Source organism: Pedobacter sp. (assembly GCF_039594775.1).
Classification (GTDB): Bacteria; Bacteroidota; Bacteroidia; order Sphingobacteriales; family Sphingobacteriaceae; genus Pedobacter.
In genome coordinates, this window is the sequence record NZ_JBCNMT010000002.1 from 256,816 (window position 1) to 271,837 (window position 15,022).

Sequence of the window (15,022 nt, forward strand, 5' to 3'; positions counted from 1 at the left end):
ATTGATAGCAAATCAATTAATTTTAACCGTTGGCGTCGGTAATAATCTGCTTCAATATCTCTAAATCAACATCTTTTAATGTCTTGATGTACAAGCAGGCTTTACTGGTTTTATGTTTGCCCAATTTGTTTAATAACGGATGAGTAGAGCCTCCTTCTAGATATAAAGTAAGGTTTTGCTTTCGGGGAGAGAAGGCCATTACCATCCAGTCAATGCGTCTGCCATCTGGATATACAAGGTCTTTGTCGCCGAAACCTATGATGGCATCACCCCACATTTTAGGTTTGGCTTGGCAAATTTCTTCCATGATTTCACAAAGCACAAAACTATCATGACGCTTTTTTTCGTCAGTTAAGGCGTTAATAAATTCGGAAACACTGTTGTTATTGGCCCTAGTTTTAAGCTCTGCCATAAGCGTAGATTTTTATTCCATTACGGTAACCGCTTTTAGGAAGCGATTCTTATAGTAACCTTCCAAATCGGTGATGGTTACACCTTTTGCTTTTCCAGAAGAAGAATGGATAAACTTGATATTGCCTTCTTCGTCTTTCGAATAAACAATACCTACATGACCTGGCCTACGTACCCTTGCGTTGGAACCTGTAAATACCAGAATGTCGCCTACTTTTGCATCAGCCAGTTTAATTGCTTTACCTTTTTTGGCAAAATCAGCAGAAGAACGGGCGCCATTAAATCCAAATTGTTTATATACGTAGCTTACAAAACCAGAACAGTCGAAACCAATTTCTGGGTTGCTAGATGCATAACGATATCTGGTACCTAAAAGAGACTTGGCAAAGTCCATGATTTTGTTTGACGTGTTATTAGCAACCTCTGGAATGCGGCTGATTACCTTCTCCATCATTCGCTGATATTGCATCGTTAACGACACATTATCTTGAGCTTTGCTGTTGAATGCAAAAGCGCTAAGCAGTAAAATGGTGACAAGGATTTTCTTCATGTTTGTTTCCAAACATAATTAAAAAAGAAAAAGCTTGTATAAAATGTTGAAAACTTGTTTGTTGTAAAATAAAAAAATAAAGCCTATTAATGTAATTAACAGGCTTTATCATATCATCTGGTTTGAAGCAGGTAAGCTATCAAATATTGTACATTAAATAGAGGCAAACATAGTTTGTGCTTTCTCGCCAATAATAGGCATTGGTTTTTTCTGTCCATTAATGGCTCCAATAAGACCAATTAACCAAACAATAAAAATTGCTAGTTGCACAAGATAAGAAATGTAAATAAGGGATAGCATTCCTGTTGTTGCAATTAAAATTCCAAGAACGAAACCTATGCCCCAACCTAAAACAATAGCTATAATATTTAAAAGTAGCGTTTGTCTTAATTGGTAGCTGCCTAATTCGGTTCTGTTATCTTTATGCATAGCAAAATATGCAATTAACCATCCAATAATGGTAAAATAACTAATAATTGAGGCAGTTTTGCCATTGTCTGTAGTAATCATGTTGTTTTCCATGCTAATTAAGTTTAGTTTTAATTGCTTGGTCCACAACAATTTTATTGCCAAAATAATTTTGGATATATTGCTATTGTTTTTGTCTTTATGGAGTAGTTACCGCTACAGGCAATACTTTTCCGTTAAAAAACTTATGACCAGTTCTGGCGAAATCGGCAACATACTTGCCCATTTCAAATGCCATTACTGGGCTTTCGTAACCAGGAAATGCAGCTTCCAACATTTCGGTTTGTGCTGAACCAAGCGCCAAGCAGTTGATTTTAATGCCAGTTTGAACCAACTCTTGTGCCATACATTCTGTTAGGGTATGCAATGCCGCTTTGCTTGCAGAGTAGGCCGCTAGTCCGGGAAATTTAACGCTGCCTTGAAAGCCACCCATGCTGCCAATATTTACAATATGGCCACCATTTTCCATAAACTGGAGCATGTAGCGAGTCATTTTAAAGTGGCTGATTACATTATGTTCCAACATGGCTGCTAAGTCATTTTCTGTAGTTTCCAACAATGGTTTGTTGATCAGTGAACCCGCATTGTTGATGAGGATATCTACCGTTCCCAATCTTTCTTTAATGAAAGGAATCAAGGCATTGTAATCGTCATTCACCAAATCAAAAGCTACGGGAAGCAAGGTGCAATCAGGGGTGATACTTTTGGCAATTTCATGTAACTTACGTAGTTTATCTGCTGAACGAGCAATACATACTACCTTATTTTTCGTGTCTAAACTAAGTTCTAATGCTGCTTCGAAGCCGATACCGCTACTGGCTCCCGTAATAATGATATTCATGGATATTGGATTTTACAATTGTGGCAAAGATAGGAATTTGGGAAGTTTAAGTTCTTAAAATGTGATGATGGACATAAAACCATTCCTATTTGATTAATTGCTTACCTTTGCGGCATAATTGAAAAACGATGTTAGAGAAACTTAAAGAACGTAGCGAAGGCTTGTGCGAACTATGTAATAAAACTGAAGCGGTTAATGCTTATACGGTTAGTCCTAAAAAAGATGATGCCATTGAAAATCAAGTGGGTTTATGTAGCGACTGTTTGGAAAGAATTGATGCTGCCGATCAGAGTTTTTACTGGCGTGTGGTAGAAGGAAGCATTTGGAATCCAGAACCTAGTGTGCAGGCATTGAGTTACCGTATTTTGCAACGTTATAAAGATGAAGATTGGGCAAGTGGTGTGCTTAGTATGGTTGATTTGGATGAAGATATTGTACAATGGGCCTTAAGTGGTTTGGAAGTCGCTGCTGTTCATCAAGATGCTTTTGGCAACGTGCTTGAAAATGGAGATACGGTAGTACTAACACAAGCCTTGGATGTAAAAGGAACAAACTTTAGCGCGCCCAAGGGAACGGTAGTAAAGCGAATCAGGTTGGTGCATGATAACCACGAGCAGATTGAAGGAAAAATCAACGAGCAAATGATTGTGATTTTAACGAAATACGTTAAGAAAAATAACTAGAAATGACAACCTTTATAGAAAACTTACGAAGTCTTTAAAACTTCGTAAGTTTACCAAATCTATTTTAATCCTCAACAGTAATCAACTGTGTTACCGGATTGGCGATAACATGAAAGCCATCGTTGATCAGCTTTGTAAATTCTTTCTCATTGGCTGCTTTCATCTCCAAATAAATTCTTACTTCGCTTTCTAGAGCCGGATTACTGCTTTTGTGATGTAATATCTCTAAAATCTGTAAAGTACAAAGCCAATCGTGACGATACGAGGTTTTAAGTTCGTTAAAGATAGCTGCTAATTTTTCTAAACCTTCACCAGTCTCTCTAATGTCTCTTACTTGTTGATAAAGGTGGTGTAGGTGTTTGGTAGCATCATCATAAGTTAATTTATAAGTAAGCTGTTCACTTACGTGGGTCAATTCTTCGTATGCATCTTTGTCTGCTGCACCATTAAACACAGAAACAATTTTCTCGCCAACGGCCATGTCGTAAGTTCCCCATTCAGGTTGGAATAAGATATTGCCATTGCCTTCTCTAACAGTACACTCTTCAAAAGCGATCAAAATGGTTTTGCCACCCTTGTTAATGATTTCCTTAATCTTTCCGTTTACTTCAATGTCACTTTCAAAGGTTAAACGTACTAATTGGCCAACCTTAATCCCCAACTGCGATAATTCTTCTAAACTGTGGTCTTCTAAAGGTTTTGTTGTATCTTTTAGCTTGCCAACAGGTGATGAAAAGCCATCTTTATGATAATCTTTGCCGTGTCCCGGTAGTTCTTTGCCACCATAAGCTAAAGCAGATTGTCCAGTAGTTTTCACAAAGGTAAGCTCGTCATTGGCACTAATGCCCACATCGGTAAATACGCCAGTTACCTGTAAGCCTGAGCTATAAACTGCTGTACTTGGGTTTTTGCATTCAATGGCTTTTAAAATACTTTCTGCACCACCACGTCTAAAGGCCATGGTATCCGCAAAAGCCTCTAATACATCAATCAGGTTTTGGAACGTGGGTGTTACAAAAAGCTGTGGCTGTTCTTGGGTAATGTCGTATGAATAGTTTACGGTGTCAATGTTGTACCAAAGCTTCTTGATTTTCGGATCCATGCAAGTAGCGCTTTCACCAATAGAAGATAGTAAGCCGGCACCGTAAATTTTCGGATTTTCCAAGGTCCCAATCAAGCCATATTCAACGGTCCACCAGTGTAAACGACCCAATAGTGCCATTTCCGACGGTTCACCCATATTCTCGGAAATGTACTTCAATTCCTTTTCTGCCTTGGCAATTTCAGCTTCATCCACATTTTTGGCTTCCTTTAAAATAGAAAGCTTACGGATAGCCTCGTAAAGTTCAAAGTCTTTGCTCGAAAACATTGCTTTCGCGCCAATAGAACCAAAATAGCTGAGGTAATTATTGTAATCGGTATCGGCAATAATTGGGGCATGGCCAGCACTTTCGTGGATAATATCCGGTGCTGGAGTATATTCAATATTATCAATCTGGCGAATGTCGGCCGCAATAACCAATACCCTATAGGCTTGGTATTCCATAAAAGCCGCTGGCGGAATAAAACCATCAACTGTTACTGCTCCCCAACCAATTTTGCCCAAATTGTCGTTCATGGTTTGTAAGTTGGGTATCTGCTCAATGCTCAAGCCCGCCCTTTGCAAACCTTTAATGTATGGATAATAAGCTACGTGCTTTAAATAACTGTAGTTTTGGCGCATTACGTAACGCCAAACCGCTTGGTCAATTGGCGTGTATTTCTCGTAATTTTGCTCCACAATGAATTGCCTTAAATGCCTAGGCAATTTGGCAACTTGTTCGTTATTAAAGTCGTTAAAATCGCTCATTTTTTTACAAATTCTTAATTGGGCTAAAATACCTGATTTAAGCTAGGAATGCAAGAAAAGGAGGAGCTTTGATAGAAGAGACTTGTCAGTCTTTGGTCTTTTTTACCTTAAAAGAGAAGTGCTTTTGGGAGAAATAACTGAATATAGCCAACAAGATGGTGATGAAAGCTTTAGATATGGATGGATAGAATTGAAAGCCTTCCACTAAAATCTTCATCAGGGCGTAGTTGAGCAAAATATTGGTGCAAACAATGGTGCCGTATCTAAAAAGCTGTATGCGGCCTTTTAAATTTGACTGGGTAAACACCAAGTACTTGTTTAGCATGAAGCCCACCAAAAAAGTAAATACCGATTCCAATGCCAATGCAGCAATAGGAGCTGTAATTAAATAACCAGCAACGTGTACATCTTGCTGATGTAAAATGTAGTTATAGATGATAAAATAAGCCACAATGCCCGAAGATGCCGTGATGCCACCGCTGGCCAGATAGCGAAAAGTACCAATTGAGAACCATCTTTTAAAAGGAGGATAAAAAAAGTCGATAATTTGGAGTGCTAATTTCCTCATTCCTTTTTGTAGGTTAATTGGTTATTGATCATTCTGTTATTGTATTGCTGTATAAATGCTTTCAGCTTTTGTTCCATTTCGGCTTTTACTTCTGGCATTTCGTTTATCAGATTTTGAGTAGTGCCCCTATCTTTTTTTAAGTTAAACAAAGCGATTGATTTTGTGCCATCATTAGTTAATAGATAATCGCCTTCGTAAAAGTTAAAATTCCCATCGTTGTTGTTAACCGCAAAATTGGTAGTTTTATTGTCTAAGGCGTCAAAACCAAATGCAAAATAAGGTTTTTTATAGTGCATATAATTCAGTACCGTAGGCATAATATCAATTTGCTGGATAATTTTATTAGTCTTTCCTTTAAGATTGCCACCCGGATAGTAAAACAAAATAGGAATGGAGAAAAAGCCTGGGACATTTTGGTAATCGGGTAGGTACGACATGGTAGCGTGGTCTGCACAAAGCACAAATAAAGTGTTTTTGTACCAAGGCATTTTCTTGGCCGTATCAAAAAACTTGCGAATGGCCATATCTGTATAACCTAAAGGCTCATGAATCTGTAAAGTGCCTTTTGGAAATTTTCCCTGATATTTTTGAGGAACTTTATAGGGATGGTGCGAAGAAACAGAAAAGAAGGCCGAGAAAAAAGGCTGTTTGAAAGTGTTAATGGTTTTAGCCATGTATTGCATAAACGGCTCATCCCAAATACCCCAAATGTTATCAAAGTCTGCATCGTTATTATACTCGTTTTTCCCGTAATAGTGTCTGATGCCCGCTAAATTGGTATAGGCCGAAAAACCCATTGAGCCATTGGGAGCGCCATGGAAAAAAGCGGTATAGTAACCCTCATCCCCCAAAATTTTGGCAATACTGGTGGTGTTATTGCTCGAATATGGAGAAAGTACAAAAGGCTCTCTGATAGATGGAATGCCCGAAATTACGGAAGGTAGGGCATCAATAGACTTACGACCATTTGCATAAGTAACATTCGAAGTGAAACTTTGCTCAACCAAGCTATCAATGAAAGGTGTATATCCTTTGTAAGTGCCATTCAATTGATCTTTGTTAAGGGCACCAATATGCTCTTTGCCCAAGCTTTCTATAATTAAAAAGACAACGTTTAGCTTTTTAAAAGAAGCGGTGTCGTTACTAGGCTGATGAATAGGATTGTAGAGCTTGGTTAAGGTTTGCTCATCAAAGTATTCTACCTTTTTAAGCTTAGGAGATTTTAAGGTTTTCATGATGCTGAAAGGCGTGTTCAGTACCAAGCTCATATCGGCAGGCGATTTTACATAATCACCTGCATTGCTTAACGTAATAGGGCGAGTGCTGTGTCGCCAACCGCCCCTAACACCGCCTACAAATAAAAAGGCAATAAGCAACAGCGCTAGTGTTTGCGCAATATAAGTTTTCCAATTAAAACGAACTTTTTTCGGGGCTGCGAATATTTGGCTAAGTTTAGCGAAGGCTGCAATAAACAAAATCAAAATAATGAGCAAGTGCCAATATTCCAAAAGGAAATCAACGGTAAGCTTAAGCTTATTTTTCTCATGGCTAAATTGCGAGAAGACACTGCCCGTAGTTCGTTTAAGTGTAAATTTATAGTAGGCGAAATCAATAAAGTTGGCTAAAAAACCAATGCTGTTGGTAGTAATGAAGAGCCATTTAGTAAAGCGCTGATATCCACTTCGATATTTAAAAGGAAATGGCAATGCTTGTAGAATAACATATAAGGAATTGATGTACAGTAGCGCGACTACATCAAACTTAATTCCGCCCCAAAAGGTATAGGCAATTTCGCCAGTACCAAGATGCTTAAATAGAGATTTATTAACTAAAAAGAAACCTAGCCTGCATAACGCGTAAAGTGCGAGCAATAATGCGAACTGATAAATCAGTACAAAATATACAGATTGACGATTGTATTTTAGGTTCATTGATGCGTTTTACTCCTACACATTCATCGCTACGGTGCGATAATGGTAAACAAGTAAGCGGCAAAAATAGTTAATAAAACAACGCCCTGCAATACGTTGGTACGTCCAGAACCTAGCGACAGCATGATGGTAAACTGCGAGAGTAAAAGCAGTACCATCGATTTGGTGTCTATCCCCAAAGTAATGGTCATTCCGGTGATGATAGAAACTATTGCCACTGCGGGAATAGTTAATCCAATACTAGCCAAGGCTGAACCTAGGGCTAGGTTTAAGCTGGTTTGCAGACGGTTTTTTCTAGCTGCACGATAAGCTGCCAATCCTTCTGGCAATAAAACCACTCCGGCAATAATTACACCTACCAATGATTTTGGAGCTCCAGCATTAACTACTGCATTTTCGATATCGGGAGCTAGAGCTTTGGCTAATAAAACCACTATTCCCAAACACACTAATAACAAAAGCCCGCTGCTAAGAGCCACAGACTTTGTGGGAGGGGCGGCATGTACTTCCTCATTTCCGTCATCACCTGGAGGTAAAAAGAAATCTCTATGTCTTACCGCCTGTATCAATACAAAAGCTCCATATAAAATTAAGGAAATGATGGCCACAAATATTAGTTGTGCAGTGGTATAAGAAGGACCGACCATACTAGTGGTATAATTAGGTAAAATTAAGGACAGTACTAAAATAGCGGTTAACGCTACTAGGGCAGCTTTTACACCGTCCAAGCTGAATTCTTGTTGCTTAAATTTTACACCGCCTACCAACAGGCAAATGCCAATCATCCCGGTAAGGATAATCATTACCGCTGCAAAAACGGTATCGCGAGCAAGTTCTTCCGTGCCAGGGCCTCCAGTTAGCATTAATGATACAATGAGTGCTACCTCAATAGTTGTAACCGCTAAAGCTAGCAATAGCGTGCCAAAAGGCTCTCCAACTTTGTGGGCAACAACCTCTGCATGGTGAACTGCAGCAAGTACACTGCCAATTAAAAACATGACCAATAGCGCGGTGCCAAAACCACCAATGCTTTGTAGCGGTAAAAAATAAGCAACCCATGCTAAAATGGGCAAGGCGATTGTCCAAAGAGGAAGAGGTAATTTTTTAAGCATGTTGTTCAATTAATTGATGTACGATTTGGATGTTTTTAAATATATGTAAAAATTTTTTAGTGGCAAGAAAGCTCTAATTTTAAACCCGAAATGGGCTAAATTGTTCGGCGGTAAAGTCAGGTAAAAGTCTTAGGTGGTAAAAAATCAAACATTAAGAAGTTAAGATAATTAAGCGTATTCTGATAAAACTTAATGCGTCTTAATTCTTTAATGGCTCAAAAAACTAAAATGTTAAGGTGATAAAAAGTCAACCATCTAACACACCTTAGCACACCTAAGTTTGATTATACGCGACTAAAATGTTCTTAAATGTTTAAGGTGATTAAAAACAAAACCTAACCAACTATTTACCAAATAAACAGTGTTCCATGCGTGATATATTGTAACTTCGTTATATACAAACCCATATCATTAACAGATAAAAATGAAGAGATGTTTTTTCTTTTTGGCCATCAGTCTTTTTAATTTTTCGGCTTTTGCGCAAATAGATACAATAGCCTACCGTGCCATTGCCAATTCCATACAAAAAAAATATGCGCCAGATAAAAGATCGGTTTATTTCAATGTACGTTTCAAGGCCGATTCGGTTTTAGTAGAAAGCACTTCCGAGCTAGCAGTGAAAGCCTTTGAAAAATCATTTCCCGAAAATGTTAAGGCAAAACTTTCTGCTGCAGTACTTCCTGGCAAGCAGTTAAACGATATGTTTTATGGCGTAACTACCATTTCGGTAGCAAATAATAGGAGTCAGCCTTTCCATGGTGCCGAACTCATGACCCAAACGCTGTTGGGTACGCCTATGCAGATTTTAAAAAAGCAAGGCGGGTTTTATTTGGTGAAATCGCCCGATGGTTATTTAGCTTGGACCGATGGAGGCTCTATTGCTCCAATGAACCAAACCAGTTTTAAACTTTGGCAAGAAGCAAAAAAAGTTGTCTACATCAATGACTACGGGCATGCTTTTGCGAAGCCTGATGCTAATGTAGCACGAGTTTCCGATTTGGTAGCTGGTAACATTTTAAAGTTCCTTTCTCTGGAAAATGGATTTGTAAAAGTAGCATTCCCTGATGGACGAGAAGCTTATATTCCAGCTAATCAAACGGCAGATTATACAACATGGTTAAAACGACCATTGCCTACTGCCGATGCCATTTTAAAAACAGCACAGACCTTAATTGGGGTGCCATATTTATGGGGCGGAACTTCGATCAAAGGCGTAGACTGTAGCGGCTTTACCAAAACAGCTTATTTTTTAAACGGTGTGGTCATCCCTCGTGATGCCTCGCAACAAGCTTTAGTAGGAGAGAAGCTCGATGTGTTGGAAAATGATTCGATAAGTGTAGAAAAATGTCTAAAAAACTTAAAACCCGGAGACCTGATGTTTTTCTCTGCCGCAAAACGGAGAGGTGTTAACAATGGTAGGGTAAGCCATACCGCTATCTACATGGGCAATGGCGAATTTATCCAATCGGCAGGAATGGTAAAAATTAGCAGTGTTTTACCTACGGCGGCAAATTACGATGAATACCAAACCAAAACCTTGGTAGGGGCACGTAGGATTTTAACACAAATTGGGCAGCCAGAAATCACAAAACTCGAAAAACACGATTGGTACTTAAGTAAAAAGTAATGAGCATTAAAATATATCATAACAGCCGATGTAGCAAAAGCAATGCTGCGCTAAGAGCATTAGAAAGTCAAAATAAAGATTTTACAATTATTAACTATCTGGAAAATCCGCCCAGTGTTAGCGAAATAAAAGATATCTTAAAGCTTTTGGGTATGGCTCCATTGGAACTAATGAGAACTGGAGAAACCGTTTTTAAAGAAAAGATAAAGGGTAAGAACCTGTCTGATGAAGAACTGGTTGCCTTAATGCACGAAAACCCAATTTTAATACAAAGACCAATCATCATTCAGGATGGCAATGCATTCATTGCCCGAAGTGAAGAAGCGCTTAACTTTATTCATAAATAAAAAAGCCCCGAAATTTCGGGGCTTTTTTATTTATGAATGGCTCAACAAGCTTCTCCAGCTTACTTTGCTCTCAATGGTCCAGTGCAGGTCCTTAATTTCAATACGTTGTTGCTCCATAGTGTCGCGGTGACGAATGGTAACTGTATTGTCTTCTAAAGTTTGGTGATCAACCGTAATACAGAAAGGCGTACCAATGGCATCTTGTCTACGGTAGCGTTTACCAATAGCATCTTTCTCTTCGTATATACAGTTAAAATCAAATTTCAGGTGGTCCATAATTTCGCGGGCCTTCTCAGGTAAACCGTCTTTCTTGGTTAAAGGGAAAATAGCCGCTTTAATAGGAGCCAATGCCGGATGTAAACGTAACAAAGTTCTGCTGTCCTGTTTTTCAGGAGTGCTTAAATCTTCCTCTTCCAAAGCATTGATCATAGTCAACAAGAACATTCTGTCCAAACCAATCGAAGTTTCAATCACATAAGGAACGTAGTTGCCATAAGGCTTTCCGTTTTCATCCAGTTCAGCATCAAAATACTGCATTTTTTTACCGCTATACTCTTGGTGCTGCGATAAGTCAAAATCAGTTCTACTATGGATACCCTCAACCTCTTTAAAACCAAATGGGAATTCAAACTCAATATCAGTTGCTGCGTTGGCATAGTGTGCCAACTTTACATGGTCATGGTAACGATATTTTTCTGGAGCTGTGCCAATAGCCTTATGCCATTTCAAACGAGCCTCTTTCCAATATTCAAACCACTTCTTGTCCTCACCTGGGCGAACAAAAAACTGCATCTCCATCTGTTCAAACTCACGCATGCGCATAATGAACTGACGGGCAATTACTTCGTTTCTAAAAGCCTTACCAATTTGGGCAATACCAAAAGGAATTTTCATCCTTCCCGTTTTTTGCACATTTAAAAAGTTTACAAAAATACCTTGGGCCGTTTCCGGACGCAGATAAACCACATCACTGCCTTCGGCCATGGCGCCAAACTGTGTACTAAACATCAAGTTAAACTGGCGCACGTCCGTCCAATTTCTAGTGCCGCTTACAGGACAGGCAATTTCATGCTCTTCGATCAAAACTTTCAAACGCGGTAAGTCTTCAGCCTTTAAAGCATCATCCATATCAGCTTGTAGCTTCGCAGCTTTGTCCGTTTTGCCGTCTTTTTCGTATTTGGCAATCTTGTCTTCTAGTAATTGGTCAGCACGATAGCGTTTTTTGCTATCCTTGTTATCAATCATTGGGTCGTTAAAACCATCAACGTGACCACTCGCTTTCCAAACTTTCGGATGCATAAAAATGGCGGCATCAATACCCACAATGTTCTCGTGCATTTGCACCATTGCTTTCCACCAATAAGTTTTCAGGTTATTTTTAAGCTCGGCACCCAACTGTCCATAGTCGTAAACCGCACTTAAACCATCATATATTTCGCTGCTTTGGAACACAAAACCATATTCCTTGGCATGAGAGATTACATTCTTAAAAATTTCGTCGTTATTTTTCTGAGCCATAGTGAGCCAAAGTTAAAAGTTAAAAGTTAAATTTATAAGATAAGCGCTTTAAAAATGTTCTGAAAAGCAATTCCATCACTCTTTGGTCACCAAAGCCCTGCACTACGCTACAAGTCCTCGGTCGCTAACGCTCCCTGTGGGCTTTCCGCTGCGTTCAGGTTTATCATACCAATTGAATTGCATCAAACATCATTTGATTATCGTCAATAATACAAAACCTACATAAAATGTATATTTTTTCGCTATTTACCCCTCATTCTTTGGTTGGCCGGTATTGTCATCAAGCATTAAAGTCATAATGCGAATCTAACATAACTGCAGATTTTTCGCTATTTTCGACAATCTACAACCAGAATAAATGATGAAAAGGATACTTTCAATAGATGGCGGGGGAATTCGCGGAATTATTCCGGGAATGATTTTGGTAGCGTTGGAAGAAAAAATTCAACGGGCAACAAATAACCCAAATGCACATTTAACTGATTATTTCGATTTTTTTGCAGGCACAAGTACCGGAGGTATTTTACTGTCTATTTTGTTGTGCCCCGACGACGAGGAGCCTACTAAACAAAAATATACCGCTAAACAAGCATTGGATATTTATCTTGACCATGGTGTAGAGATTTTTACCGCAAACAAGTGGCGACGTTTTTTAAGTAAGTTCGGATTACTTAGCGAGCTTTATGACGATACTGTTCTAGAAAAAGTTTTGAAAAGCTACTTTGGCAATCGGAAGCTAAGCGAGTTAATAAGACCATGTATCATCACTGCTTATAATATAGAGTTACGGAAAAACCATTTATTTAGACAGCAAAAGGCGATTTCTCACGGCGAATCACGAGATTTTTATATTAAGGATGTATGCCGTGCCACTTCTGCCGCACCCACTTATTTTTCCGTTGCCGAAATCTTTTCGCTTGCCAAAACACGCTACCCTTTAGTTGATGGGGGAGTATTTGCGCACAATCCAGCCTTATCGGCTATGTTGGAGGTAATCAAGAGCTATAATACCTATAAGATAGATGATATTTGGACACTATCATTAGGAACTGGTTTGTCTAAAATATCTTACAATTACGAAGACTTTAAGAAAAAGAAGGCCATTTCCATAGGCCCCGCACTTGTCGATATTATGAGCAGTAGCTCGGCAGAAAGTACCGATTATTTTTTAAGACAGCTATTCCGTTCGGTAAAAAAATCAAATAATTATATCAGGATAGAGCCGAGCAATCTTTCATCCATAGATCCAGCCATGGATGCAGCTTCTGTTTCCAATATTCAAAAAATTGTGTCGTTGGGAGATAAGCTTGTGAGCGAGAATGAAGACTTGTTAGATCAAATTGTGAAAGAACTTCTTGAAGACAAAAAAAAGAATAAAGAAGGCGATTCAGTATGGAATTTCTTAAAAAAGTAAATTTTAAGCCAAACAATCACGTGACTTAAATTGGCGTAAAAAACTAACTTTGTAAAACCAAAAAATAATCAGGTGAAAAAAATACAAATGTTATTTCTGGCCGTTGCCTTGTTGAGCTTTGCTTGTGTCGCTCCAAACCAGCATCACTACATCTCCTTCAAAACCGCTCAAGAATTTCAAAACTTCCTAAATCGAAAAACAACAACATATCCTTTGTTAAGCGCTCATCGTGGAGGCCCTATGCCTGGTTTTCCAGAAAATGCTATAGAAACTTTCGAGAACGCCACGACCTATCAACCGATTATTGTTGAGTTTGACGTAGCCCTAAGTAAAGACTCGGCTTTGGTGATCATGCATGATGACCGTTTGGATAGAACCACCAATGGGAAAGGTTTAGTGGGCGATCAAACTTACGCCGAATTAAGAAAACTTAAACTTAAGGACGATGAAGGTCAGTTGACCAATTTCAAAATCCCTACATTAGAAGAAGTGCTTCGTTGGGGCAAAAATAAAGTGCTTTTCACCATCGATATCAAACGAGGAGTTCCTTATAAAGAAATTATTGCTGCGGTTAGAAAAACCAAATCGGAAACCAATTCCATCATCATTACCTATAATGCAAACCAAGCGGCAGAAGTACATCAATTGGCACCTGATTTAATGATTTCTGCTACGGTAAAAAGCCCTGAAGATTTAGAACGTTTAAATAAAATGGGTGTGCCCAATAACAAGATTATTGCCTTTGTGGGTGTTTCAGAACCAAGCCATAGCCTCTATCAATACCTGCATGACAAAGGCATAAGCACTATTTTGGGCACCATGGGCAACTTGGATAGAAGCGCAAAAGCCAATAAGGGAAAACCAGTATTCGGCAATCTGGTAGCTAACGGAGCAGATGTACTTTCAACCGATGAACTGAAATTAGCAGGTGAGCAGCTAGATAACTATCGAAATGAAAAGCAGTTGAAACTTAAGAATATAAATATCAAGTAAATTGAGCGTAGTTGTAAAGGAATTGGCCAAGCACTATGGCCCACAAAAAGCGGTAAACCAAATTAGTTTCGAAGCAAAGCCCGGACGCATATTAGGTTTTTTGGGTCCCAACGGGGCTGGTAAGTCTACCACCATGAAAATGCTCACAGGTTACTTGCAGCCAACCTCTGGGAAAGCTGAAATTGCAGGTAAGGATATACAAGTTGAACCTTTGGAAGTTAAAAAACTAATCGGTTACCTGCCAGAGAATACGCCATTGTATATGGATATGTATGTGCGGGAGTTCTTGAGTTTCGTTGCTCAAACCTACAGCTTGAATGATATAGCAAAAAGGGTAGAAGGAGTGATACAACAAGTAGGTCTAACCCAAGAACAGCACAAAAAAATTGGAATGCTATCCAAAGGTTACAAACAAAGAGTAGGCTTGGCTCAGGCTATTATCCATCAACCGCAGGTGCTTATTTTAGACGAGCCCACTTCCGGTTTAGATCCCAATCAGCTTTCAGACATCAGAACTTTGATTAAGAATTTAGGAAAAGATAGAACGGTGATCATCTCTACCCACATCATGCAAGAAGTGGAAGCCCTGTGCGACGATGTGATTATCATTAACAAAGGTGTTTTAGTTGCCAATTCGAGTATTGATGAATTAAAAAAAGCACACCAGAATAAATCTTTGGAGCAAATATTTAAACAGCTAACCCTATAAC

At 38.9% G+C, this 15,022-nt stretch carries 15 protein-coding genes; 6 read left to right on the top strand and 9 right to left on the bottom strand.

Annotation, left to right across the window (positions count from 1 at the left end):
* Positions 1–22 precede the first annotated feature (22 nt).
* The 4 genes from ABDV71_RS07270 to ABDV71_RS07285 form a co-directional block, all read right to left on the bottom strand.
* Positions 23–412 carry a DUF1801 domain-containing protein gene (locus ABDV71_RS07270; RefSeq protein WP_343531784.1) on the bottom strand — a complete coding sequence of 130 codons (390 nt, stop codon included), beginning with the start codon at positions 410–412 and terminating at the stop codon, positions 23–25.
* Between the two features lie 12 nt (positions 413–424).
* Entirely contained in the window at positions 425–961 is a 537-nt protein-coding gene (locus ABDV71_RS07275) for a C40 family peptidase (protein ID WP_343531785.1), read from the bottom strand.
* Between the two features lie 153 nt (positions 962–1,114).
* Positions 1,115–1,483 carry a DUF4870 domain-containing protein gene (locus tag ABDV71_RS07280; RefSeq protein WP_343531786.1) on the bottom strand — a complete coding sequence of 123 codons (369 nt, stop codon included), beginning with the start codon at positions 1,481–1,483 and terminating at the stop codon, positions 1,115–1,117.
* A gap of 85 nt (positions 1,484–1,568) precedes the next feature.
* Positions 1,569–2,270: an SDR family oxidoreductase gene (locus ABDV71_RS07285; RefSeq protein WP_343531787.1), complete on the bottom strand. Its 702-nt coding sequence runs from the start codon at positions 2,268–2,270 to the stop codon at positions 1,569–1,571.
* Positions 2,271–2,398: 128 nt separating this feature from the next.
* Between ABDV71_RS07285 and ABDV71_RS07290 the strand changes: the two genes are divergently transcribed.
* Complete coding sequence (locus ABDV71_RS07290) at positions 2,399–2,953, top strand: PhnA domain-containing protein (RefSeq protein ID WP_343531788.1); 555 nt, start codon at positions 2,399–2,401, stop codon at positions 2,951–2,953.
* A gap of 64 nt (positions 2,954–3,017) precedes the next feature.
* Here the strand turns inward: ABDV71_RS07290 and ABDV71_RS07295 are convergent, their stop codons facing one another.
* The 4 genes from ABDV71_RS07295 to ABDV71_RS07310 all read right to left on the bottom strand — a co-directional run bounded on the left by ABDV71_RS07295 (position 3,018) and on the right by ABDV71_RS07310 (position 8,413).
* The gene (locus ABDV71_RS07295) at positions 3,018–4,802 is read right to left on the bottom strand and encodes an aromatic amino acid hydroxylase (RefSeq protein ID WP_343531789.1); all 1,785 of its coding nucleotides are present in this window, start codon (positions 4,800–4,802) and stop codon (positions 3,018–3,020) included.
* Between the two features lie 85 nt (positions 4,803–4,887).
* Positions 4,888–5,370: a GtrA family protein gene (locus tag ABDV71_RS07300; RefSeq protein ID WP_343531790.1), complete on the bottom strand. Its 483-nt coding sequence runs from the start codon at positions 5,368–5,370 to the stop codon at positions 4,888–4,890.
* Positions 5,367–7,301 carry a sulfatase-like hydrolase/transferase gene (locus tag ABDV71_RS07305; protein WP_343531791.1) on the bottom strand — a complete coding sequence of 645 codons (1,935 nt, stop codon included), beginning with the start codon at positions 7,299–7,301 and terminating at the stop codon, positions 5,367–5,369. The genes ABDV71_RS07300 and ABDV71_RS07305 overlap by 4 nt, the downstream gene beginning before the upstream one ends.
* Before the next feature lie 29 nt (positions 7,302–7,330).
* On the bottom strand, positions 7,331–8,413 hold the full coding sequence (locus ABDV71_RS07310; RefSeq protein WP_343531792.1) for an ionic transporter y4hA: 1,083 nt from the start codon (positions 8,411–8,413) through the stop codon (positions 7,331–7,333).
* 424 nt (positions 8,414–8,837) lie between these two features.
* On the opposite strand from ABDV71_RS07310, the gene ABDV71_RS07315 reads away from it, so the two are divergent.
* Both ABDV71_RS07315 and ABDV71_RS07320 read left to right on the top strand, forming a co-directional pair.
* On the top strand, positions 8,838–10,040 hold the full coding sequence (locus tag ABDV71_RS07315) for an SH3 domain-containing C40 family peptidase (RefSeq protein WP_343531793.1): 1,203 nt from the start codon (positions 8,838–8,840) through the stop codon (positions 10,038–10,040).
* Positions 10,040–10,387, top strand: coding sequence for an arsenate reductase family protein (locus tag ABDV71_RS07320; protein ID WP_343531794.1), 348 nt, complete (start codon positions 10,040–10,042; stop codon positions 10,385–10,387). The genes ABDV71_RS07315 and ABDV71_RS07320 overlap by 1 nt, the downstream gene beginning before the upstream one ends.
* 30 nt (positions 10,388–10,417) lie before the next feature.
* On the opposite strand, the gene ABDV71_RS07325 is transcribed toward ABDV71_RS07320, so the two are convergent.
* On the bottom strand, positions 10,418–11,905 hold the full coding sequence (locus tag ABDV71_RS07325) for a glycine--tRNA ligase (RefSeq protein WP_343531795.1): 1,488 nt from the start codon (positions 11,903–11,905) through the stop codon (positions 10,418–10,420).
* Between the two features lie 358 nt (positions 11,906–12,263).
* Here ABDV71_RS07325 and ABDV71_RS07330 point away from each other — a divergent pair, with 358 nt between their 5' ends.
* The 3 genes from ABDV71_RS07330 (at position 12,264) to ABDV71_RS07340 (ending at position 15,021) form a co-directional block, all read left to right on the top strand.
* Positions 12,264–13,319 carry a patatin-like phospholipase family protein gene (locus ABDV71_RS07330; protein ID WP_343531796.1) on the top strand — a complete coding sequence of 352 codons (1,056 nt, stop codon included), beginning with the start codon at positions 12,264–12,266 and terminating at the stop codon, positions 13,317–13,319.
* Between the two features lie 72 nt (positions 13,320–13,391).
* Positions 13,392–14,312 (top strand): glycerophosphodiester phosphodiesterase family protein, encoded by a 921-nt coding sequence (locus ABDV71_RS07335; RefSeq protein WP_343531797.1) that lies wholly within the window; start codon positions 13,392–13,394, stop codon positions 14,310–14,312.
* A gap of 1 nt (position 14,313) precedes the next feature.
* Positions 14,314–15,021 carry an ATP-binding cassette domain-containing protein gene (locus ABDV71_RS07340; RefSeq protein ID WP_343531798.1) on the top strand — a complete coding sequence of 236 codons (708 nt, stop codon included), beginning with the start codon at positions 14,314–14,316 and terminating at the stop codon, positions 15,019–15,021.
* Position 15,022 lies beyond the last annotated feature (1 nt).